The 20,978-nt window shown below is 70.2% G+C and carries 20 protein-coding genes; 11 read left to right on the top strand and 9 right to left on the bottom strand.

Going from position 1 to position 20,978, the window contains the following annotated elements; all coding sequences use genetic code 11:
- Nucleotides 1–22: 22 nt before the first annotated feature.
- The 4 genes from opcA to tkt are packed head-to-tail and all read right to left on the bottom strand — an operon-like array spanning nucleotide 23 to nucleotide 5,809.
- Complete coding sequence (opcA, locus tag ACZ4YL_RS15825) at nucleotides 23–1,039, bottom strand: glucose-6-phosphate dehydrogenase assembly protein OpcA (RefSeq protein ID WP_468116938.1); 1,017 nt, start codon at nucleotides 1,037–1,039, stop codon at nucleotides 23–25.
- On the bottom strand, nucleotides 1,036–2,562 hold the full coding sequence (zwf, locus tag ACZ4YL_RS15820) for a glucose-6-phosphate dehydrogenase (RefSeq protein ID WP_468116937.1): 1,527 nt from the start codon (nucleotides 2,560–2,562) through the stop codon (nucleotides 1,036–1,038). Before zwf ends, opcA begins: the two co-directional genes overlap by 4 nt.
- A gap of 5 nt (nucleotides 2,563–2,567) precedes the next feature.
- Nucleotides 2,568–3,686 (bottom strand): transaldolase, encoded by a 1,119-nt coding sequence (gene tal / locus ACZ4YL_RS15815; RefSeq protein WP_468116935.1) that lies wholly within the window; start codon nucleotides 3,684–3,686, stop codon nucleotides 2,568–2,570.
- A gap of 35 nt (nucleotides 3,687–3,721) precedes the next feature.
- On the bottom strand, nucleotides 3,722–5,809 hold the full coding sequence (tkt, locus tag ACZ4YL_RS15810; RefSeq protein ID WP_468116933.1) for a transketolase: 2,088 nt from the start codon (nucleotides 5,807–5,809) through the stop codon (nucleotides 3,722–3,724).
- Nucleotides 5,810–6,136: 327 nt separating this feature from the next.
- Here tkt and ACZ4YL_RS15805 point away from each other — a divergent pair, with 327 nt between their 5' ends.
- From ACZ4YL_RS15805 to ACZ4YL_RS15795, 3 genes are all read left to right on the top strand, one after another.
- On the top strand, nucleotides 6,137–7,084 hold the full coding sequence (locus ACZ4YL_RS15805; RefSeq protein ID WP_468117261.1) for a heme o synthase: 948 nt from the start codon (nucleotides 6,137–6,139) through the stop codon (nucleotides 7,082–7,084).
- A gap of 24 nt (nucleotides 7,085–7,108) precedes the next feature.
- Complete coding sequence (locus tag ACZ4YL_RS15800) at nucleotides 7,109–7,468, top strand: hypothetical protein (protein ID WP_382536691.1); 360 nt, start codon at nucleotides 7,109–7,111, stop codon at nucleotides 7,466–7,468.
- A gap of 127 nt (nucleotides 7,469–7,595) precedes the next feature.
- Nucleotides 7,596–8,687, top strand: a complete 1,092-nt coding sequence (locus ACZ4YL_RS15795; RefSeq protein ID WP_468116931.1) for an amidohydrolase family protein — start codon at nucleotides 7,596–7,598, stop codon at nucleotides 8,685–8,687.
- Between the two features lie 17 nt (nucleotides 8,688–8,704).
- Here ACZ4YL_RS15795 and ACZ4YL_RS15790 read toward each other — a convergent pair whose 3' ends face one another.
- From ACZ4YL_RS15790 to ACZ4YL_RS15775, 4 genes are all read right to left on the bottom strand, one after another.
- Nucleotides 8,705–9,673 carry a COX15/CtaA family protein gene (locus tag ACZ4YL_RS15790; RefSeq protein ID WP_468117260.1) on the bottom strand — a complete coding sequence of 323 codons (969 nt, stop codon included), beginning with the start codon at nucleotides 9,671–9,673 and terminating at the stop codon, nucleotides 8,705–8,707.
- A gap of 25 nt (nucleotides 9,674–9,698) precedes the next feature.
- Entirely contained in the window at nucleotides 9,699–10,832 is a 1,134-nt protein-coding gene (locus ACZ4YL_RS15785) for a hypothetical protein (RefSeq protein WP_468116929.1), read from the bottom strand.
- 67 nt (nucleotides 10,833–10,899) lie between these two features.
- Nucleotides 10,900–11,682: an ABC transporter permease gene (locus ACZ4YL_RS15780; protein WP_468116928.1), complete on the bottom strand. Its 783-nt coding sequence runs from the start codon at nucleotides 11,680–11,682 to the stop codon at nucleotides 10,900–10,902.
- Nucleotides 11,679–12,605 (bottom strand): ABC transporter ATP-binding protein, encoded by a 927-nt coding sequence (locus tag ACZ4YL_RS15775; protein WP_468116926.1) that lies wholly within the window; start codon nucleotides 12,603–12,605, stop codon nucleotides 11,679–11,681. Before ACZ4YL_RS15775 ends, ACZ4YL_RS15780 begins: the two co-directional genes overlap by 4 nt.
- 390 nt (nucleotides 12,606–12,995) lie before the next feature.
- On the opposite strand from ACZ4YL_RS15775, the gene ACZ4YL_RS15770 reads away from it, so the two are divergent.
- The 8 genes from ACZ4YL_RS15770 (at nucleotide 12,996) to ACZ4YL_RS15735 (ending at nucleotide 19,599) form a co-directional block, all read left to right on the top strand.
- On the top strand, nucleotides 12,996–13,757 hold the full coding sequence (locus ACZ4YL_RS15770; protein WP_468116924.1) for a helix-turn-helix transcriptional regulator: 762 nt from the start codon (nucleotides 12,996–12,998) through the stop codon (nucleotides 13,755–13,757).
- Nucleotides 13,754–15,169, top strand: coding sequence for a Fe-S cluster assembly protein SufB (gene sufB, locus ACZ4YL_RS15765; protein ID WP_468116923.1), 1,416 nt, complete (start codon nucleotides 13,754–13,756; stop codon nucleotides 15,167–15,169). Before ACZ4YL_RS15770 ends, sufB begins: the two co-directional genes overlap by 4 nt.
- A gap of 81 nt (nucleotides 15,170–15,250) precedes the next feature.
- Nucleotides 15,251–16,429 carry a Fe-S cluster assembly protein SufD gene (sufD, locus tag ACZ4YL_RS15760; protein WP_468116921.1) on the top strand — a complete coding sequence of 393 codons (1,179 nt, stop codon included), beginning with the start codon at nucleotides 15,251–15,253 and terminating at the stop codon, nucleotides 16,427–16,429.
- Complete coding sequence (locus tag ACZ4YL_RS15755; RefSeq protein ID WP_468116920.1) at nucleotides 16,429–16,746, top strand: bifunctional 3-phenylpropionate/cinnamic acid dioxygenase ferredoxin subunit; 318 nt, start codon at nucleotides 16,429–16,431, stop codon at nucleotides 16,744–16,746. Before sufD ends, ACZ4YL_RS15755 begins: the two co-directional genes overlap by 1 nt.
- Before the next feature lie 7 nt (nucleotides 16,747–16,753).
- Nucleotides 16,754–17,521, top strand: a complete 768-nt coding sequence (sufC, locus tag ACZ4YL_RS15750) for a Fe-S cluster assembly ATPase SufC (RefSeq protein WP_030720347.1) — start codon at nucleotides 16,754–16,756, stop codon at nucleotides 17,519–17,521.
- Nucleotides 17,518–18,774: a cysteine desulfurase gene (locus ACZ4YL_RS15745; RefSeq protein WP_030009137.1), complete on the top strand. Its 1,257-nt coding sequence runs from the start codon at nucleotides 17,518–17,520 to the stop codon at nucleotides 18,772–18,774. Before sufC ends, ACZ4YL_RS15745 begins: the two co-directional genes overlap by 4 nt.
- Nucleotides 18,775–18,796: 22 nt before the next feature.
- Nucleotides 18,797–19,258, top strand: a complete 462-nt coding sequence (sufU, locus tag ACZ4YL_RS15740) for a Fe-S cluster assembly sulfur transfer protein SufU (RefSeq protein ID WP_150256905.1) — start codon at nucleotides 18,797–18,799, stop codon at nucleotides 19,256–19,258.
- Complete coding sequence (locus ACZ4YL_RS15735; protein WP_030009139.1) at nucleotides 19,255–19,599, top strand: metal-sulfur cluster assembly factor; 345 nt, start codon at nucleotides 19,255–19,257, stop codon at nucleotides 19,597–19,599. Before sufU ends, ACZ4YL_RS15735 begins: the two co-directional genes overlap by 4 nt.
- Nucleotides 19,600–19,677: 78 nt before the next feature.
- Here the strand turns inward: ACZ4YL_RS15735 and ACZ4YL_RS15730 are convergent, their stop codons facing one another.
- Nucleotides 19,678–20,940: a hypothetical protein gene (locus tag ACZ4YL_RS15730; protein ID WP_468116917.1), complete on the bottom strand. Its 1,263-nt coding sequence runs from the start codon at nucleotides 20,938–20,940 to the stop codon at nucleotides 19,678–19,680.
- Between the last annotated feature and the right edge of the window lie 38 nt (nucleotides 20,941–20,978).

Genomic DNA, 20,978 nt, shown 5'->3' with positions numbered 1-20,978 from the left:
AGCCCGGCTCCGGCGGGGACTGCTACTTGGCCCTGGCCTTCTTCGGCTTCGGAGCCGGAGCGGGGTCCGGGTCCGCCGGGGCTTCGGCGGGGTCGGGCGCCGCCGCAGGCGTGGACGCCTCCAGCCTCGCCACGCCGAACTTCAGCGAGGCCTCGTACGTGTTGTCCGGATCCAGCCTGCGCAGCTCCTCCGCCAGGAGCTCGGCCGTGTCGCGGCGCTTGAGCGCCACCGCACGGTCGGGCTGTCCCGGCATGCACAGCGTGGCCAGCGCGCCGTCCGCCCGGTCCAGGACGATGTCGCCGTCCTTGGTGGACAGGCGTACGGCCGTCAGGCCCGGGCCCGACGACAGCGTGCGCCTGACGGGGACCTGGAGCCGGTCCGCCAGCCACATGGCCAGCAGTTCGCAGCTCGGGTTCTCGTCCTCGCCCTCGACGGTCGCCGAGACGACCGACAGGGCCTGCTGGTCCAGTGCGGCCGCCAGCATGGAGCGCCACGGGGTGATCCGGGTCCACGACAGGTCCGTGTCCCCGGGGGCGTACGCCTCCGCCCGGGCGCCGAGCGCCTCGACCGGGTGCTCGGAGGAGTAGGTGTCCGTGATCCGACGCTGTCCCAGCGCGCCCAGCGGGTCGCCCGCCAGGTCTGCCGGAGCCCCTCCCGGCCACCAGACGACCACGGGCGCGTCGGGCAGCAGGAGAGGCAGCACGACCGACTGGGCATGGTTGACCAGTTCGCCGTGCAGGCGGAGCACAACCGTTTCCCCGCTGCCGGCGTCCGCCCCGACGCGGACCTCCGCGTCGAGCCGGGCGTCACGGCGGCTGCGGGGGGAGCGGCTGGCCCGCTTGACCACGACGACGATCCGCGAGGGGTGTTCGTGGGACGCGTCGTTCGCCGACTTGAGCGCGTCGTACGCGTTCTCCTCGTCGGTCACGATCACCAGCGTGAGGACCATGCCGATGGCCGGCGTGCCGATGTCCCGGCGTGCCTGCACCATCGCGGCATTGATCTTGCTGGAGTTGGTCTCCGTGAGGTCGATCTTCATGGCCGGCGCCAGCTCCGTCCGTCTCGTGCGAGCATCTCGTCCGCCTCGACCGGCCCCCAGGTGCCCGACGGGTACTGCGCGGGCTTGCCGTGCTTGTCCCAGTACTCCTCGATCGGGTCGAGGATGTTCCAGGACAGTTCGACTTCCTGGTGACGCGGGAAGAGGTTCGCGTCGCCGAGGAGCACGTCGAGGATGAGCCGCTCGTACGCCTCGGGGCTGGACTCCGTGAAGGACTCGCCGTAGGCGAAGTCCATCGTGACGTCCCGGACCTCCATGGAGGTGCCCGGGACCTTGGAGCCGAAGCGGACCGTCACGCCCTCGTCCGGCTGGACCCGGATGACCAGGGCGTTCTGCCCCAGCTCCTCGGTCGCGCCCGACTCGAACGGCAGGTACGGGGCCCGCTTGAAGACGACCGCGATCTCGGTCACCCGGCGGCCCAGGCGCTTGCCCGTCCGCAGGTAGAACGGGACGCCCGCCCAGCGGCGGTTGTTGATCTCCAGGCGGATGGCCGCGTAGGTGTCGGTCTTCGACTTGGGGTCGATGCCGTCCTCTTCGAGGTACCCGACGACCTTCTCGCCGCCCTGCCAGGCGGCCGCGTACTGGCCGCGCACGGTGTGCTTGCCCAGGTCCTCCGGCAGCTGCACCGCCGTGAGCACCTTGAGCTTCTCGGCCACCAGCGCCTTGGGGTGGAAGGAGCCGGGCTCCTCCATCGCGGTCAGCGCGAGCAGCTGGAGCAGGTGGTTCTGGATGACGTCACGGGCGGCGCCGATACCGTCGTAGTACCCGGCCCGGCCGCCGATGCCGATGTCCTCGGCCATGGTGATCTGTACGTGGTCGACGTACGACCGGTTCCAGATCGGCTCGAACATCGTGTTGGCGAAGCGGAGCGCCAGGATGTTCTGGACGGTCTCCTTGCCGAGGTAGTGGTCGATCCGGAAGACCTCGTCGCGCGGGAAGACCTCGTGGACGACCTTGTTGAGTTCCTCGGCGCTCTTCAGGTCGTGCCCGAAGGGCTTCTCGATGACGGCACGCCGCCAGGAGCCCTCCTTCTGCGCCAGCCCGTGGTCCTTGAGCTGCTGGACCACCTTGGGGAAGAACTTCGGCGGGACGGACAGGTAGAAGGCGAAGTTGCCGCCCGTGCCCTGTGCCTTGTCCAGCTCCTCGATGGTCGCCTTCAGCGTCTCGAAGGCGGCGTCGTCGTCGAAGTCGCCCGAGACGAAACGGCAGCCCTGCACGAGCTGCTGCCACACTTCCTCGCGGAAGGGCGTCCGGGAGTGCTCCTTGACCGCGTCGTGGACCACCTGGGCGAAGTCCTCGTCCTGCCACTCGCGGCGGGCGAACCCGATCAGCGAGAAGCCCGGCGGAAGCAGGCCTCTGTTGGCCAGGTCGTAGACGGCAGGCATCAGCTTCTTGCGCGACAGGTCACCCGTAACGCCGAAAATGACCAGGCCGGACGGCCCCGCGATACGCGGGAGCCGCCGGTCCTGTGCGTCACGAAGCGGGTTCGCTCCGTTTACAGTCAAGGTGTTCAGGCCTCCGTGGGGGCGAGGCGCTCAAGCTCCGCCTCGGTCGACTTCAGCAGGTCGTTCCAGGACGCCTCGAACTTCTCGACGCCCTCGTCCTCGAGCAGCTGCACCACATCGTCGTACGAGATGCCCAGCTTCGCGACCGCGTCGAGCTCGGCGCGCGCCTGCTCGTAGGTGCCGCGCACGGTGTCACCCGTGATCTGCCCGTGGTCGGCGGTGGCCTCCAGGGTGGCCTCCGGCATGGTGTTCACCGTGTTCGGGGCGACCAGGTCGTCCACGTACAGGGTGTCCTTGTACGCCGGGTCCTTGACGCCCGTCGAGGCCCACAGCGCACGCTGCTTGTTGGCGCCGTGCTTCTCCAGCGCGGTCCAGCGGTCCGAGGAGAAGACCTCCTCGTAGGCCTCGTAGGCCAGACGGGCGTTGGCGAGCGCCGCCTTGCCCTTGAGGGCCTTCGCCTCGTCGGTGCCGACCGCGTCCAGGCGCTTGTCGATCTCCGAGTCCACGCGGGACACGAAGAAGGAGGCGACCGAGTGGATCAGGGAGAGGTCCAGGCCGGAGGCCTTGGCCTTCTCCAGACCCGCCAGGTACGCGTCCATGACCTCGCGGTAGCGCTCCAGCGAGAAGATCAGCGTGACGTTGACGCTGATGCCCTTGCCGATGACCTCGGTGATCGCCGGCAGGCCGGCCTTGGTCGCCGGGATCTTGATGAGCGTGTTCGGGCGGTCCACCAGCCAGGCGAGCTGCTTGGCCTCGGCGATGGTCGCCGGGGTGTTGTGCGCCAGGCGCGGGTCGACCTCGATCGACACGCGGCCGTCCTGGCCGTCGGTGCGGTCGTAGACCGGGCGCAGGATGTCGGCGGCGTCCCTGACGTCCGCCGTCGTGATCATGCGCAGGGCCTCTTCCACGGTGACCTTGCGGGTCGCGAGGTCGGTGAGCTGCTGCTCGTAGCCCTCGCCGCCGCTGATGGCCTTCTGGAAGATCGCCGGGTTGGTGGTGACACCGACCACGTGCGACTGGTCGATGAGCTCGGCCAGGTTGCCGGACGTGATGCGCTTGCGGGACAGGTCGTCCAGCCAGATCGCGACGCCTTCGTCGGAGAGGCGCTTGAGTGCGTCTGTCATGGGATTACATCTCCTACTTGGGTTGCGTACCGGCGTCAGCGCGCGGCGGCGGCGAGGGATTCGTGGGCGGCGGCCGCCACGTTCTCGGCCGTGAAGCCGAACTCGCGGAAGAGCACCTTCGCGTCGGCCGAGGCACCGAAGTGCTCCAGCGAGACGATCCGGCCGGCGTCGCCGACGTAGCGGTGCCAGGTCAGGCCGATGCCCGCCTCGACCGCGACGCGGGCCTTCACCGACGGCGGCAGGACGCTGTCCTTGTACTCCTGGTCCTGCTCCTCGAACCACTCGACGGACGGCATCGAGACGACCCGGGTGGGGACGCCCTGGGCCTGGAGCTGCTCGCGGGCCTCGACGGCCAGGTGCACCTCGGAGCCGGTACCGATGAGGAGGACCTGCGCCGGGCCGCCCTCGGCCTCGAACAGCACGTACCCGCCCTTGGCGGCGGCCTCGTTGCGCTCGTAGGTCGGCACACCCTGGCGGGTCAGCGCGAGGCCGTGCGGGGCACCCTTGCCGAAGACCTTGGTGTGGCGCCGCAGGATCTCGCGCCAGGCGATGGCGGTCTCGTTGGCGTCGGCCGGGCGGACGATGTTCAGGCCCGGGATGGCGCGCAGCGAGGCGAGGTGCTCGACCGGCTGGTGGGTCGGGCCGTCCTCGCCCAGACCGATGGAGTCGTGCGTCCACACGTACGTCACCGGCAGGTGCATCAGCGCGGACAGGCGGACGGCGTTGCGCATGTAGTCGGAGAACACCAGGAAGGTGCCGCCGTAGATGCGGGTGTGGCCGTGCAGCGCGATGCCGTTCATGGACGCGGCCATGGCGTGCTCGCGGATGCCGAAGTGGATGGTGCGGCCGTACGGGTCGGCCTCCGGCAGCGGGTTCCCCACCGGCAGGAACGAGGAGTCCTTGTCGATGGTGGTGTTGTTGGAGCCGGCCAGGTCGGCCGAGCCGCCCCACAGCTCCGGGATGACCGCGCCGAGCGCGCCGAGGACCTTGCCGGAGGCGGCGCGGGTGGCGACGCCCTTGCCGGCCTCGAAGACGGGGAGCTTGTCCTCCCAGCCCGCGGGCAGCTCGTTGGCGTTGATGCGGTCGAACTCGGCGGCGCGCTCCGGGTTGGCGGTGCGCCAGGCGGAGAACTCCTTCTCCCACGCGGCCTTGGCCTCGCGGCCGCGGTCCCCCAGCGCGCGGGTGTGGGCGATGACCTCGTCGGAGACCTCGAAGGTCTGCTCCGGGTCGAAGCCGAGGACGCGCTTGGTGGCCGCGACCTCGTCGTCGCCGAGCGCCGAGCCGTGGGCGGCCTCGGTGTTCTGGGCGTGCGGGGCGGGCCAGGCGATGATCGAGCGGGCCGCGATGAAGGACGGGCGGCCGGTCTCGGCCTTGGCGGCCTGGAGGGCGGCGAACAGCGCCTTCGGGTCGAGGTCGCCGTTCTCCTGCTGCTCGACGCGCTGGACGTGCCAGCCGTACGCCTCGTAGCGCTTGATGGTGTCCTCGGAGACGGCCGTCTCCGTGTCACCCTCGATGGAGATGTGGTTGTCGTCCCACAACAGGACGAGGTTGCCGAGCTTCTGGTGGCCGGCCAGCGCGGACGCCTCGTGCGAGATGCCCTCCTGGAGGCAGCCGTCGCCCGCGATCGCGTAGACCATGTGGTCGAACGGGGAGGCGCCCGGGGCGGCCTCGGGGTCGAACAGGCCGCGCTCGTAGCGGGCGGCCATGGCCATGCCCACCGCGTTGGCGATGCCCTGGCCGAGGGGGCCGGTGGTGGTCTCGACGGCGGCCGTGTGGCCGTACTCCGGGTGACCGGGGGTCTTGGAGCCCCAGGTGCGGAACGCCTTGAGGTCGTCCAGCTCCAGGCCGAAGCCACCGAGGTAGAGCTGGGTGTAGAGCGTCAGGGAGGAGTGCCCCGCGGAGAGCACGAAGCGGTCGCGGCCGACCCATTCATGGTCCGCCGGGTCGTGCCGCATCACCTTCTGGAAGAGGGTGTACGCGGCGGGGGCCAGGCTCATCGCCGTACCGGGGTGGCCGTTTCCGACCTTCTGGACCGCGTCAGCGGCCAGGATGCGGGCGGTGTCGACGGCCCGCTGGTCCAGTTCGGTCCACTCGAGCTCTGTGGTGGTCGGCTTGGTGCTCACCGTGGGTCAGGGCTCCTCTCCACATGTATGAATCCCGGTGACGAACGGTGCACCGGCGCGATTCCGAGCCTACCCCCGCAACGGCGTGCAGCTATTCGAGTGCAGGCAGTCCGTCACCGCGCCGCCGACCCGCGTTCACCCGCGCACCGGCGTCCGGCGAGGCCCGTCCCCCGTATGTATGCACGGTCCGATCGGCTCAACACGAGGCGACCCCGGCGCGGGGCGACGTAAGCGCAACGTCTACAGTGGCGTGGTACGCGCAAGCCTTAACCGGGCCTTCATGTCGTGAATGGTCCGAGTCGGAGCTTGCTGGATTCTCTCTCAGGGGTGTGCGTGACGGCCGTCGAATCCCGTCCAGCGGGGGTGCTCGGGACGAGCCCCGGTCACCGGCCGCTCGGGACCCGCGTCATGGCTTTCGTGGCATTGACCAAGCCGCGGATCATCGAACTTCTGCTGATCACCACAGTGCCGGTGATGTTCCTGGCGGAGCAAGGCGTTCCGTCGCTGCGGCTGGTCCTCGTGACCTGCCTCGGCGGCTACTTGTCCGCGGGCGGCGCCAACGCGCTGAACATGTACATCGACCGCGACATCGACGCGCTGATGGACCGGACCTCGCAGCGCCCGCTGGTGACCGGCATGGTCAGCCCGCGGGAGTGCCTGGCCTTCGGCCTCACCCTCGCGGTCGTCTCCACCCTCTTCTTCGGCCTGCTCGTCAACTGGCTGTCGGCGGCGCTGTCGCTCGGCGCGCTCCTCTTCTACGTCGTGGTCTACACGATGCTGCTGAAGCGGCGCACCGCTCAGAACATCGTGTGGGGCGGCATCGCGGGCTGCATGCCGGTGCTCATCGGCTGGTCGGCCGTCACGGACGAGGTCTCCTGGGCCGCGGTCATCCTCTTCCTCGTCATCTTCTTCTGGACGCCGCCGCACTACTGGCCGCTGTCGATGAAGGTCAAGGACGACTACGCGCGGGCCGGCGTGCCGATGCTCCCGGTGGTCGCGGGCAACCGGGCCGTGGCGCGCCAGATCGTCCTCTACAGCTGGGTGATGGTGGCGGTCTCGCTGCTGCTGACCCCGCTGGGCTACACCGGCTGGTTCTACACCGCGGTCGCGCTGGTCTCGGGCGGCTGGTGGCTGTGGGAGGCGCACGCGCTCCACGCACGGGCCAAGGCGGGCGTCGTGGGCGCGAAGCTCAAGGAGATGCGCCTGTTCCACTGGTCCATCACCTACGTGTCGCTGCTGTTCGTGGCAGTGGCCGTGGATCCCTTCCTCCGTTGATTACTCGCCGGTAGCATGGCTTCCATGGGAGACACCGCAGACACGGCGGCCGCCGCAGGCGCCGCGGACAAGAAGCAGGACCGTAAGGCCGCGAAGCTGGCCAAGCAGATCGGCGCGTTCGCCAAGCAGCACGGCGGCGCCGAGGGCCAGCTCGCCCACATCGGCCAGGCCGGCACCCGGATCGTGCTCGTGGGTACGGACGGCGGCTGGGGCGACCTGGTGGCCCCCACCTTCGAGGTGGCCCGGCTGGCCGCGGAGAAGGCGGCGCTGACCCTCCACGACGAGTTCGACGGGGAGTTCGCCGCGCGCGTGCGCACGGGCCCGTACGAGTGGACGCGGATGGCCGGTATCCAGATCGGCGGACCCGAGAACCCGGCGGCCTGAGCCCGGGAGAACGTCCCGGGGACCCGGGAGTGCCGTCTCGGTCAACAGCCCGAGCAACACCTCACACCCCGCTTACCCGTTAGGACGTGTGGAAGCGCCTTCCCCACGTCCGCAACGGGATGCCCGGATGATCGAAACGCCGCCCCTGGTGGACCAGTACTGCCACGGAGTCCTCCGTACGGAGCTGGGCCTGGGCACCTTCGAGGCCCAGCTGATGCGCTCGGCCGGTCCGCCGGCCGCGGGCACCACCTTCTTCGACACGCAGACCGGCTTCGCGGTACGCCGCTGGTGCCCGCCGCTGCTGGGGCTGGAACCGCACGCCACCCCCGCCCGCTATCTGGCGCGGCGGCGCGAGCTGGGCGCGGCCGAGACCGCCCGGCGGCTGCTGAGGGGATCCGGCGTCGCCGCCTACCTGGTCGACACCGGGGTGCCCGGGGATCTCACCGGGCCCAAGGAACTGGCGCTCGCCGGGGACGCCGACGCCTTCGAGTCGGTCCGGCTGGAGTTGCTGGCCGAGCAGGTCGCCGACACCTCCGGGACGGTGGGCGCCTTCCTCGCCAATCTCGCCGAGGCCGTCCACCACGCCGCCACCGGGGCCGCGGCCTTCACCTGTGCCACGGCGTTCGCCCGCGCACACACCCCGGCCGTCGCACCCGAGCCGCCCGGTCCCGGCGCGGTGCGCGGGGCGGCCGGGCGGTGGCTGGCCCGGCGGCCGCGGGGCGGAGCCGTACGGGACCCCGTACTCCTGGCCCACCTGCTGTGGAGCGCGGTGGCGTCGGGGCTGCCGCTCCAGCTGCACACGGGCGAGGCCGACACGGCCGCGCTGACCGGGTTCGTACGGGCCACCGCGGGCCTCGGGACCCGACTGGTACTGCTCGGCGGATATCCGCACCACCGCCGCACCGCGCAGCTCGCGGCGGCCTTCCCGCACGTCTACGCCGATACGGGCGAGGCCCTCGGGCAGACCGGGGCGCGGGCCGCGGCGGTCCTGGCGGAGCTGCTGGAGATCGCGCCGTTCGGGAAGGTGCTGTTCTCCAGCGGCGGGCGGCAGCTGCCCGAACTGCACGCGGTGGGCGCCCTGGTGTTCCGCGAGGCGCTGGGCCGGGTGCTGGGCGGCTGGGCGGCCGAGGGTTCCTGGTCCTGGCGGGACGCGGAACGGGTGGCCGCCCTGGTCGCGGCGGGCAATGCCCGCCGCGTCTACCGCCTGGACCGGGGGTAGGGGCCAGGGGCTGGTGACTAGGCGGCGGAGAGCTGCGGGTCGGCCTGGGCGGGGATCTCCGCCTGCTCGGCCGGCCGCTCGCGCAGGCTCAGGGCGATCCGGAGCACGGCGATCCACACCAGGCAGGAGCCGAGCATGTGGGCGGCGACCAGGGCCTCGGGGACCTGGGTGGCGTACTGCACGTAGCCGATCGCGCCCTGGGCGAGCAGCACGACCAGCAGGTCGCGGGCGCGGGCCCGGGTGTCGGCGGGAGCGTCCACGACGCGCAGGACCAGCCACATCGCGATACCGAGCGCGCACACCAGCCAGGCGGAGACGGCGTGCACGTGGGCGGTGGTGTCCCAGTCGAAGGGCATCCGCTTGATCTCGCTGCTGTCGCCGGCGTGCGGACCGGAGCCGGTCACGACGGTGCCCGCCGCGATCAGGACGAGGGTGGCCGCGAGCAGCGCCCACGCCAGCTTGCGCACCGGGCCGGGCACGCGCGGCCGGGCGGCGCCGTCACCTTCGCGGGTGCGCTGCCAGGTGACCGTCGTCACGGTGATCAGCGCGGTGGCGAGGAGGAAGTGCCCGGCCACGCTGTACGGGTTGAGCCCGGTCAGGACGGTGATGCCGCCCAGTACGGCGTTGGCCATCACGGTGAAGAACTGCACCCAGCCGAGCTTCGTCAGGGAGTGCCGCCAGGGCTTGGCCGAGCGGGCGGCGATGATCGCCCAGCCGACGGCCGCGCTGAGCACGTAGGTCAGCATGCGGTTGCCGAATTCGATGGCGCCGTGGAAGCCCTGCTCCTGCGTCACGATCAGGCTGTCGTCGGTGCACTTGGGCCAGGTGTCGCAGCCGAGGCCGGATCCGGTCAGCCGTACCGCGCCGCCGGTGACGACGATGACCACGCTCATGACGAGCGCGGCGAGTGCGGCCCGCTGGACGGTCCGGGGTGACGGGGTCCAGCGGCTGGCGATGTGGGCGAGGGGGTTCAACACGCCCCATATCGTAGGCGACCCCTTGTGCAAAGTTTCACGAGGGGGTGGCCAGGGGCGTGTCCGGGCCGATGGCCAGCCGGTACCTCGCCCCTGCGGGGTCGCCCTCCTCCTGCCACCACAGGAGGATGCGCCAATGGGTGCCGTCGCCCGGGTAGTCCGCCGAGTCGGCGAACCCGCGCAGTAATTCGCCCGCTACGTCCTCGGCCGTCCGATTCCTTACTTCTATGGTGCTGTGCCAGGGATGTTCGAGTACGTTCCATGCGCCGTCAGGTCCGCGCACCTCGAAGCGCCACACCGCGAGCCAGGGGGTGACCTCCAGCATCGTGCGCACCTGCTCGGCGTCGAGCCCCAGCCCGGCCGCGATCCGCGGCTCCGCCACCCCCTGGATACGGGCGGCCACCACGGCCCGGGGCAGCAGCCGTTCGGGCAGCAGCCCCTGCGTGCGCAGGCTGACCAGCGAGCCGAAGGTCAGGAAGCGCAGCCGCAGTTCCAGCTGGCGGCCGAGGTGGTCGAGGGCCTCCTCGGCCTCCCCGGACTCCTCGGCGGCAGGGTCTGCGAGCAGCAGCCGGCGGAAGTCGGACTCGGCGGCCACGGCCCAGGCCACGGCCTCCTCGGCGAACCCCAGCTCGGCGAGGCGGTCCCCGAGGAACACCTTGGCCTGCGCCAGGCCCCGCCGGTTGACCGGATCCCGCTGGTCCAGCCCCGCCCACACCTCCACCGCGGTCCGGGTCAGATCGCGGGCGCGCTCACCGGCCGCCCGCTCCATGGCGCTCGGCCCCTCGCCGGCGGCCGGGCCCAGTGGGTGCTTCGGCAGCCGGGCCCCGTCGCTGAGCGGCCAGGACAGCCAGACCCCGTGGTTGATCAGCCCGCGGGCGTACCAGCGGGCGAACTCGGGGGAGTGCCCGGCCGCGCGCTCGGAGCTGCGCAGTCCCTCCTCGATCGTGGCGAGGGCGCCCGCGCGGTCCCCCGCCGCGAACCGCGCGGCGGCCCGGTCGGCCAGGCGCAGCCCGAGCAGCGCGGTGCACCGAGGGTCGTCCGTGAAGGGGCGCAGGGCGCCGATCAGCTCGTCGAGGAGCCGCTCGCGCTCCCCGGGCTCCGTGTGCTCCGCCCCCGACCGCACCCGTGCCCATTGATCGTCCAGCCGTAGAACGGCGTCCCGCTGCACCATGTCCGCCCCCCGGCTTCATGTGTGAGGGGCCCATCCTCGCGGCATCGCCGCCGCGAGGGGAGGGATTTCATTCCCAGCGGAAGAGCCGCGCGGCGGCGCCCAGACCGAGTACGGCCCAGCCCGCCAGTACGGCCGCGTCGCCCCAGGGGAGCGAAGCACCGTGCTGGAGCACCTCGCGCAGCCCGTCGGACAGGGCCGCGATGGGCAGCAGCCCCAGGACGGACTGCGCGGCCTCCGGGAACTTCTCCAGCGGCACGATCACCCCGCCGCCGACCAGCAGCAGCAGGAAGACCAGGTTGGCGGCTGCCAGTGTCATCTCGGCCTTGAGGGTGCCCGCCATCAGCAGCCCGAGGCCGGAGAAGGCGGCGGTGCCCAGCAGGATCAGCGCGGCCACCGACAGCGGGTCGCCCTGCGGGGACCAGCCCAGCGCGAGGGCGATCGCCGTCAGCAGGGCGATCTGCAGTACCTCGGTGACCAGCACCGACAGGGTCTTGGCGGCCATCAGGGCCCAGCGCGGCAGCGGGGAGGCCCCGAGTCGCTTGAGGACCCCGTAGCGGCGGTCGAAGCCGGTGGCGATGGCCTGGCCGGTGAAGGCGGTGGACATCACGGCGAGCGCCAGAATCCCGGGCGCGAGGAAGTCCACGGACTTCTCGCCGCCCCCCTCTTGAATGGGCACGGTGACGATGTCCACGGCGGAGAAGAGGGTCAGCAGCAGCGCCGGGATGATCACGGTCAGCAGCAGCTGTTCCCCGTTGCGCAGCAGCATCCGGGTCTCCAGCGCCGCCTGCGCGAGGATCATGCGGGACACGGGCGCGGCCCCCGGGCTGGGGGTGAACGTACCGGCGCTCATGCGCGCAGCTCCTTGCCTGTCAGTTCGAGGAAGACGTCCTCGAGGGTGTGCCGCTCCACCGTGAGGCTGCTCGGCATCACGCCGTGCTGCGCGCACCAGGAGGCGACGGTGGCCAGCAGCTGCGGGTGGACGTCGCCGGTGACCCGGTAGACGCCCGGGGTGAGCTCGGCGGCCTGGGTGCCGTCGGGCAGCGCCTTCAGGAGCGAGGCGAGGTCGAGGGAGGGGCGGCCGGTGAAGCGCAGGGTGTTCTCGGCGCCGCCGCGGCACAGCTCCTCGGGGCTGCCGTGGACGATGACCCTGCCCGCGTCCACGATGGCGACCTCGTCGGCGAGCTGCTCGGCCTCGTCCATGTGGTGGGTGGTGAGGACGACGGTGACCCCGTCGGTGCGCAGCTCCCGTACGAGGTCCCAGGTCGCGCGGCGGGCCTGCGGGTCCAGGCCGGCGGTGGGCTCGTCCAGGAAGACCAGCTCGGGGCGGCCCACCACGGCCATGGCCAGGGCCAGGCGCTGCTGCTGGCCGCCGGAGAGCCGGCGGTAGGGGGTGCGGCCGCAGCCGCCGAGTCCGAGGCGTTCCACCAGGGTGCCGACGTCGAGCGGGTCGGCGTAGAGCTTGGCCATGTGGCGGAGCATCTCGACGGCGCGGGCTCCGGAGTAGACGCCGCCGGACTGCAGCATCACGCCGATCCGCGGGCGCAGGGCCCCGGCCTGGGCGACCGGGTCGAGGCCGAGGACGCGGACGGTGCCGGCGTCGGGGCGGCGGTAGCCCTCGCAGGTCTCCACCGTGGTCGTCTTGCCCGCGCCGTTGGGACCGAGGACCGCGGTGACGGAGCCGCTCCGGACGGTGAGGTCCAGGCCGTCCACCGCGGTCTTGGTGCCGTACCGCTTCACCAGTCCGCGGATCTCCACGGCGGGGTCGTTGCTCATGAGGGGTGAGTCTACGGAGCCGGGGGAGGGGCCGTGGGTCCCGGGGTCAGGGCCTCTTCGTCTCCGGTTCGTCTTCGGTTCGGCGTCAGGGATTCGAACGCCGCGTCGCGAATACGGTTCTTTTCAGTCGGTCGGTCCTGGAGGTGTCGGCATGTTTCAGTGATCTTTTCCGGAGGTCGATTTTCCCGGCGCCGAGGAACGGCTGCGGGTAGAGGTGTGCTGGTGGGGAGCGGTTTTCGGGCTCAGCGGGACCATCCGGAAAAGTAGCGGAATGCTGCCCTCCGAATAACTCTCCGTCGACAAATAAGGTAACCCTTAGTGATGGAGGCCACCAGGGGTGGCGTCCATCACGGCTTGTCGCCGCTCGGTTAATTACGCAACAATGGCGTTGTGAAATACGGCGAACGGCAGATCGACACCCTCCAGGGGGAGCTCGGCACCGGGGAGCGGTCAACCCGCAACCGCGTGGCGCGCTCGATCCTGGACCACGGTCCGTCCACCGTCGCCGACCTCGCCCAGCGTCTCGGCCTCACCCAGGCCGCCGTCCGCCGCCACCTCGACACGCTCGTCACCGACGACGTGGTCGAACCCCGTGAGCAGCGTGTGTACGGTGCGCGCACCCGGGGCCGGCCCGCCAAGGTCTTCGCGCTCACCGACTGCGGCCGCGACGCCTTCGACCAGTCCTACGACACGCTCGCCGCGGACGCCCTGCGCTGGATCGCGCAGTCGGCCGGCGGCGGTGAGAAGGGCGACGTGGCCGTCGCCGCCTTCGCCAGGTCGCGGATGGAAACGCAGGCGCGGGCCTACAAGGAGGCCGTCGAGGCCGCCGCCCCGCAGGAGCGCACGGAGGCCCTTGCCAGGGCGTTGACCACGGACGGGTACGCTGCTACGGCGAAGAGCGCTCCCGGTCCGCACAGCGGTGAACAGCTCTGCCAGCACCACTGCCCGGTCGCGCACGTCGCCGAGCAGTTCCCGCAGCTCTGCGAGGCGGAGACCGAGGTCTTCTCCCGTCTGCTGGGGACCCATGTGCAGCGCCTCGCCACGATCGCCCATGGCGACGGGGTGTGCACGACGTTCATTCCGCGTGGCGCGAGCACCACACAGACCGACACATCAGTATCTGCAAGTACGGCCGGGAGGAACCCCGCATGACCACGGAGATCGCTCACCCTGAGCTCGATGGCCTGGGCACTTACGAATACGGCTGGGCCGACTCCGACGCGGCCGGTGCCGCTGCCAAGCGGGGTCTGTCCGAAGATGTCGTCCGCGACATCTCGGCGAAGAAGTCCGAGCCGGAGTGGATGCTCAAGCTCCGCCTCAAGGGCCTGAAGCTGTTCGACAAGAAGCCCATGCCGAACTGGGGTTCCGACCTCTCGGGCATCGACTTCAACAACATCAAGTACTTCGTGCGTTCCACCGAGAAGCAGGCCGCTTCGTGGGAGGACCTGCCCGAGGACATCAAGAACACGTACGACAAGCTCGGCATCCCGGAGGCGGAGAAGCAGCGCCTCGTCGCCGGTGTCGCGGCCCAGTACGAGTCCGAGGTCGTCTACCACCAGATCCGTGAGGACCTGGAGGAGCAGGGCGTCATCTTCCTCGACACGGACACCGCGCTCAAGGAGCACCCGGAGCTCTTCCAGGAGTACTTCGGCACGGTCATCCCGGTCGGCGACAACAAGTTCGCGTCGCTGAACACCGCGGTGTGGTCCGGCGGCTCCTTCATCTACGTCCCCAAGGGCGTGAAGGTCGACATCCCGCTCCAGGCCTACTTCCGTATCAACACGGAGAACATGGGCCAGTTCGAGCGGACGCTGATCATCGTCGACGAGGACGCCTACGTCCACTACGTCGAGGGCTGCACCGCCCCGATCTACTCCTCGGACTCGCTGCACAGCGCCGTGGTCGAGATCATCGTCAAGAAGGGCGGCCGCTGCCGCTACACGACGATCCAGAACTGGTCGAACAACGTCTACAACCTGGTCACCAAGCGCGCCGTGGCGTACGAGGGCGCGACCATGGAGTGGATCGACGGCAACATCGGTTCCAAGGTCACCATGAAGTACCCGGCCGTCTACCTGATGGGCGAGCACGCCAAGGGCGAGACCCTGTCCATCGCCTTCGCGGGCGAGGGCCAGCACCAGGACGCCGGCTCCAAGATGGTCCACATGGCGCCGAACACCTCCTCGAACATCGTCTCCAAGTCGGTGGCCCGAGGCGGCGGCCGCACCTCCTACCGAGGCCTGGTCGAGATCGGCGAGGGCGCGCACGGCTCGAAGTCCAACGTGCTGTGCGACGCGCTCCTGGTCGACACCATCTCCCGCTCGGACACGTACCCCTACGTGGACGTCCGCGAGGACGACGTCTCCATGGGCCACGAGGCCACGGTCTCCAAGGTCTCCGACGACCAGCTCTTCTACCTGATGAGCCGCGGTATGACGGAGTTCGAGGCGATGGCCATGATCGTGCGCGGCTTCGTCGAGCCCATCGCGCGTGAGCTGCCCATGGAGTACGCCCTGGAGCTGAACCGGCTGATCGAGCTGCAGATGGAGGGATCGGTCGGCTGACCGCCGGCCGCGCGGCGTCCCCCGCCGCACATCCTTTGACGTAGGCAGTGTTCTTTAAAGAGAGTGAGCAAGACGACAGCCATGGCTGAGGCTCAGAACATTCCGGCGGGTTCGACCACCGCCGGCGCGATCGCGGTGGCCGCCGAGTCCACCGTCGCCACCCGGATGAGTGCGCCCCCGTCCTTCGACGTGGCGGACTTCCCGGTTCCGAACGGCCGCGAGGAGGAGTGGCGCTTCACGCCGCTCGCCCGCCTCAAGGGCCTGCACGACGGCACCGCGGTCGCCAACGGCACCATGAAGGCCCAGATCGACGCGCCCGAGGGCGTCACGGTCGAGTCGGTGGAGCGCGGCGACGCGCGCATCGGCAAGGCCGGCACCCCGGTGGACCGGATCGCCGCCCAGGCGTTCTCGTCCTTCGCCAAGGCCACGGTCGTCACCGTGCCCAAGGAGACGGTCCTGACCGAGCCGGTGCGCGTGACGCTGCACGGCGAGGGCGGCACCACCTTCGGCCACACCGTCTTCGACGTGCAGGCCTTCGCCGAGGCCGTCATCGTCATCGACCACACCGGTGACGGCGTGCGCGCCGCCAACGTCGACTTCCTGGTCGGCGACGGCGCCAAGCTCACCGTCGTGTCCGTGCAGGACTGGGACGACACCGCCGTCCACTGCTCCCAGCACAACACGCTGGTCGGCCGCGACGCGACCTTCAAGTCGGTCGTCGTCACCTTCGGCGGCGACCTGGTCCGCATCCACCCGCGCATCAGCTACGCCGGCCCCGGCGGCGAGGCCGAGCTCTTCGGCCTGTACTTCACGGACGCCGGCCAGCACCAGGAGCACCGCCTCCTGGTCACGCACGACGCCCCGCACTGCAAGTCGAACGTGGTCTACAAGGGCGCGCTCCAGGGCCAGGACGCCCACGCGGTCTGGATCGGTGACGTGCTCATCCAGAAGAGCGCCGAGGGCACCGACACCTACGAGATGAACCGCAACCTCGTCCTCACGGACGGCGCGCGGGTCGACTCGGTCCCGAACCTGGAGATCGAGACCGGCGAGATTGTCGGCGCCGGCCACGCCTCCGCGACCGGCCGCTTCGACGACGAGCAGCTCTTCTACCTGCAGGCCCGTGGCATCGCGGCCGACGACGCCCGCCGCCTGGTCGTCCGCGGCTTCTTCGCGGAACTCGTCCAGCAGATCGGTGTCGACGACATCGAGGAGCGTCTGCTCGCCAAGATCGAGACCGAGCTCCAGGGTTCCGTCTGATGAATTACGTCAAGGCCTGCGCGCTCAGCGAGCTGGAGGAGAACACCCCGAAGCGGGTGGAACTCGACGGCACGCCGGTGTCCATCGTCTCCACCGAGGGGGAGGTGTTCGCGATCAACGACATCTGCTCGCACGCGAACGTCTCGCTCTCGGAGGGCGAGGTCGAGGACTGCATGATCGAGTGCTGGCTGCACGGGTCCTCCTTCGACCTGCGCACCGGCAAGCCCTCGGGTCTGCCCGCGACGCGCCCCGTACCCGTATACCCCGTAAAGATCGAAGGGGACGACGTGCTCGTCTCCCTCACCCAGGAGTCCTGAGGTATCCATGGCAACGCTTGAAATCCACGACCTGCACGTCTCCGTCGAGGCCGAGAACGGCGCCCGCGAGATCCTCAAGGGCGTCGACCTCACCGTCAAGCAGGGTGAGACGCACGCCATCATGGGTCCGAACGGCTCCGGCAAGTCCACCCTGGCGTACTCGCTCGCCGGTCACCCGAAGTACACCATCACCGGTGGCACCGTGACCCTCGACGGCGAGGACGTCCTGGAGATGTCCGTCGACGAGCGCGCCCGCGCCGGCGTCTTCCTCGCGATGCAGTACCCGGTCGAGGTCCCCGGTGTCTCGGTCTCCAACTTCCTGCGCACCTCGGCCACCGCGATCCGCGGCGAGGCGCCGAAGCTGCGTACCTGGGTGAAGGAGGTCAAGTCCGCGATGGAGCAGCTCCAGATGGACCCGGCCTTCGCCGAGCGCAACGTCAACGAGGGCTTCTCCGGCGGTGAGAAGAAGCGCCACGAGATCCTGCAGCTGGAGCTCCTGAAGCCGAAGATCGCGATCCTCGACGAGACCGACTCCGGCCTGGACGTCGACGCCCTGCGCCAGGTCTCCGAGGGCGTCAACCGCGTCCGCGCGACCGGCGAGGTCGGCACGCTGCTGATCACGCACTACACGCGGATCCTCCGCTACATCAAGCCCGACTTCGTCCACGTCTTCTCCGAGGGCCGCATCGCCGAGTCCGGTGGCGCCGAGCTCGCCGACAAGCTGGAGGCCGAAGGCTACGAGTCGTACAGCACGAAGGGTGGCGCGACCGCGTGACACAGTTGCCTGGCCTCCTCGACATCGAGGCGATCCGAAAGGACTTCCCCCTTCTGGATCGTGTGGTCCACGACGGGAAGAAGATCGTTTACCTGGACAACGCGGCGACCTCGCAGAAGCCGCGCCAGGTGCTCGACGCGCTGAACGAGTACTACGAGCAGCACAACGCCAACGTTCACCGTGGCGTGCACGTGCTCGCCGAGGAGGCCACGGCGCTGTACGAGGGCGCTCGCGACAAGGTCGCCGCCTTCATCAACGCGCCGAGCCGCGACGAGGTGATCTTCACCAAGAACGCCTCGGAGTCGCTCAACCTGGTCGCGAACATGCTCGGCTGGGCGGACGAGCCCTACCGGGTCGACCGCGAGACCGAGATCGCCATCACGGAGATGGAGCACCACTCCAACATCGTGCCGTGGCAGCTGCTCTCGCAGCGCACCGGCGCGAAGCTGAAGTGGTTCGGCCTCACCGACGACGGCCGGCTCGACCTGTCCAACATCGAAGAGGTCATCACGGAGAAGACGAAGATCGTCTCCTTCACGCTGGTCTCCAACATCATGGGCACGGTCAACCCGGTCGAGGCGATCGTGCGGCGCGCCCAGGACGTCGGCGCCCTCGTGCTGATCGACGCCTCCCAGGCCGCCCCGCACATGCCGCTGGACGTGCAGGCGCTCGGCGCCGACTTCGTGGCCTTCACCGGCCACAAGATGTGCGGCCCGACCGGCATCGGCGTCCTCTGGGGCCGCCAGGAGCTCCTGGAGGACCTGCCTCCGTTCCTCGGCGGCGGCGAGATGATCGAGACCGTGTCGATGCACGCCTCGACCTACGCCCCGGCACCCCACAAGTTCGAGGCGGGTACGCCCCCGATCGCCCAGGCCGTCGGCCTCGGCGCGGCCGTGGACTACCTGACCGCGATCGGCATGGACAAGATCGCCGCGCACGAGCACGCGATCACCGAGTACGCGATCAAGCGCCTCGCCGAGGTGCCCGACCTGCGGATCATCGGCCCCACCACGGCCGAGGACCGCGGCGCCGCGATCTCCTTCGTCCTGGGTGACATCCACCCGCACGACGTCGGTCAGGTGCTGGACGAGCAGGGCATCGCGGTCCGCGTGGGACACCACTGCGCGCGCCCCGTCTGCCTGCGCTACGGAATTCCTGCGACGACGCGAGCGTCTTTCTACCTGTACTCCTCTCCGGCCGAGGTCGACGCGCTGATCGACGGGCTGGAGCACGTACGGAACTTCTTCGGCTGACGGACGAGGCGACGAGGACGCAGTGAAGCTGGATTCGATGTACCAGGAACTCATCCTGGACCACTACAAGCACCCGCACGGGCGTGGCCTGCGCGACGGCGACGCCGAGGTGCACCACGTCAATCCGACGTGCGGTGACGAGATCACGCTGCGCGTGAAGTACGACGGCGAGACGCTGACCGACGTCTCCTACGAGGGCCAGGGCTGCTCCATCAGCCAGGCCAGCGCGTCCGTGCTGAACGAGCTGCTCGTGGGCAAGGAACTGGCCGAGGCGCAGAAGATCCAGGCAGTCTTCCTGGAGATGATGCAGTCCAAGGGCAAGATCGAGCCCGACGAGGCCATGGAGGAGGTGCTGGAGGACGCGGTCGCGTTCGTCGGCGTCTCCAAGTACCCGGCTCGTGTGAAGTGTGCTCTGCTGAGCTGGATGGCGTGGAAGGACGCGACGGCCCAGGCTCTGGGCGGCGCGGAGAGGGAGACGGCATGACCGAGAACGCGACGCCCGAGGCGTCGATCAAGCCGGCCACCGAGGAGGAGGTCCGCGAGGCCCTCTACGACGTGGTCGACCCCGAGCTGGGCATCGACGTCGTCAACCTGGGCCTGATCTACGGCATCCACATCGACGACGCGAACATCGCCACCCTCGACATGACGCTGACCTCGGCGGCCTGCCCGCTGACGGACGTCATCGAGGACCAGGCGAAGTCGGCGACGGACGGCATCGTCAGCGAACTTCGCATCAACTGGGTCTGGATGCCGCCGTGGGGCCCGGACAAGATCACGGACGACGGCCGCGAGCAGCTCCGCGCGCTCGGCTTCAACGTCTGAGCCGTTTGAACGAGGAAGGGCCCCCGGCATCGTGCCGGGGGCCCTTCCTCGTGTCCGCAGGGCGGCCCGTCGGGCCGCTCAGTCGTCCTTCGGCCTGTCGGGCAGCGTGTCCGGCTCCGGTTCGGGTCGCGGCTGCGGCCGGTCCGGGTGCGCGACGGTGGGTGCGTCGGCGTCCGTGAGCGTGTGCGCGAGCGTGTCCGCGGGCGGCTCCGAGGGCGTGGGCACGGGTCCGGCGGTGGGGGCCTGCGCGGCGAGTTCGGCGAGGAGGGCCTGGGCGAGGTTCTCGCGCCGGATGCGCTGGTCCACGTACAGCAGATTGCTGAACAGCTGGGTGTACCCGATCTGGAACATCTGGCTCACACCGCCGCCGACCATGAGGCACAGGATGCCGAACACGAGGGCGACGATCATGCCCGCCGACGGGTCGGCCCCCTCGGCTCCCTCGCCCGCCTCGGCCATGAGCGGGATCATCCCGAACATGCCGACGAGCTGGAAGGGCATCTGGATCATGTAGGCGACGCTCATCGCGATCATGCTGCCGACCAGGGTGATACCGAAGATCCGCCACCAGTCGCCCTTGACCAGCGCGGCCGAACGGCGCAGCGCGGTGACGGGGGCGGCCTTCTCCATGACCGCCACGGCGGGGGCCAGGCTGAGCCGGGTGCCGAGCCAGACGGACACCGGGATGGCGGGCAGCAGGAGCACGGGCAGGAGGACCAGGGCCGCGGGTGACGGGTCGTCGCCGGAGACGGAGACGACCATCAACGGAATCCACACCGCCATGGCGGCGAGCACGGGAGCGCCCGCGATCAGCCCCGTGAGCAGCAGCGTGCCCAGGACGGAGGGAGTCCGCCGCAGGGCCGTGCGCCACACCGCGCGGAAGGTGGTGGGCCGGCCGAGGACCGCCTGCTGGAGGACCGCCGGGCACACAGCGGTGAGCGTGGCCGTGCTCAGCAGCCCCACGGCGAGCAGCAGCACGAACAGCGTGACGCCCGCGACGATGAACGGGGTGAGGTGCTCGGCCGCAGGGTCCTGCCCGTAGGGCGGGTCGAAGACAGGCTCGATGTGGTCGTACACCGCGGCAACGGCGACGCCCGCCAGCAGGGCCATGACCAGCAGGCACAGGCCCAGCACGGCCAGCATCACACCGACGAGCTGCTTCCAGTGGCGGCCGAACGTGGCGAAGGAGGCGCTCACGATGTCCCCGAGGCCCAGGGGCTTCAGGGGTACCACCCCGGGCTTCGGCGGTGGCGGCGGAGCCCATCCTCCCCAGTGCGGCGCGCCGCCCTGGCCTCCCGGCCCCGGTGCCCCCATGGATCCCCACCCTGTGCTCTGCGTCATGCGTCTGCTCCGTCTGCTCGTTCCCCCATCGAACGCAC

This window comes from Streptomyces sp. NPDC030021, from assembly GCF_055574035.1.
This window is presented reverse-complemented; position numbering and strand designations above follow the sequence as displayed.

Bases quoted from the DNA above. Each gene is read 5' to 3' on its own strand.
- opcA (WP_468116938.1), bottom strand. From the start codon at position 1,039: ATGAAGATCGACCTCACGGAGACCAACTCCAGCAAGATCAATGCCGCG.
- tal (WP_468116935.1), bottom strand. From the start codon at position 3,686: ATGACAGACGCACTCAAGCGCCTCTCCGACGAAGGCGTCGCGATCTGG.
- ACZ4YL_RS15800 (WP_382536691.1), top strand. From the start codon at position 7,109: ATGGGAGACACCGCAGACACGGCGGCCGCCGCAGGCGCCGCGGACAAG.
- ACZ4YL_RS15795 (WP_468116931.1), top strand. From the start codon at position 7,596: ATGATCGAAACGCCGCCCCTGGTGGACCAGTACTGCCACGGAGTCCTC.
- ACZ4YL_RS15785 (WP_468116929.1), bottom strand. From the start codon at position 10,832: ATGGTGCAGCGGGACGCCGTTCTACGGCTGGACGATCAATGGGCACGG.
- ACZ4YL_RS15780 (WP_468116928.1), bottom strand. From the start codon at position 11,682: ATGAGCGCCGGTACGTTCACCCCCAGCCCGGGGGCCGCGCCCGTGTCC.
- ACZ4YL_RS15775 (WP_468116926.1), bottom strand. From the start codon at position 12,605: ATGAGCAACGACCCCGCCGTGGAGATCCGCGGACTGGTGAAGCGGTAC.
- sufB (WP_468116923.1), top strand. From the start codon at position 13,754: ATGACCACGGAGATCGCTCACCCTGAGCTCGATGGCCTGGGCACTTAC.
- sufD (WP_468116921.1), top strand. From the start codon at position 15,251: ATGGCTGAGGCTCAGAACATTCCGGCGGGTTCGACCACCGCCGGCGCG.
- ACZ4YL_RS15755 (WP_468116920.1), top strand. From the start codon at position 16,429: ATGAATTACGTCAAGGCCTGCGCGCTCAGCGAGCTGGAGGAGAACACC.
- sufC (WP_030720347.1), top strand. From the start codon at position 16,754: ATGGCAACGCTTGAAATCCACGACCTGCACGTCTCCGTCGAGGCCGAG.
- ACZ4YL_RS15735 (WP_030009139.1), top strand. From the start codon at position 19,255: ATGACCGAGAACGCGACGCCCGAGGCGTCGATCAAGCCGGCCACCGAG.
- ACZ4YL_RS15730 (WP_468116917.1), bottom strand. From the start codon at position 20,940: ATGACGCAGAGCACAGGGTGGGGATCCATGGGGGCACCGGGGCCGGGA.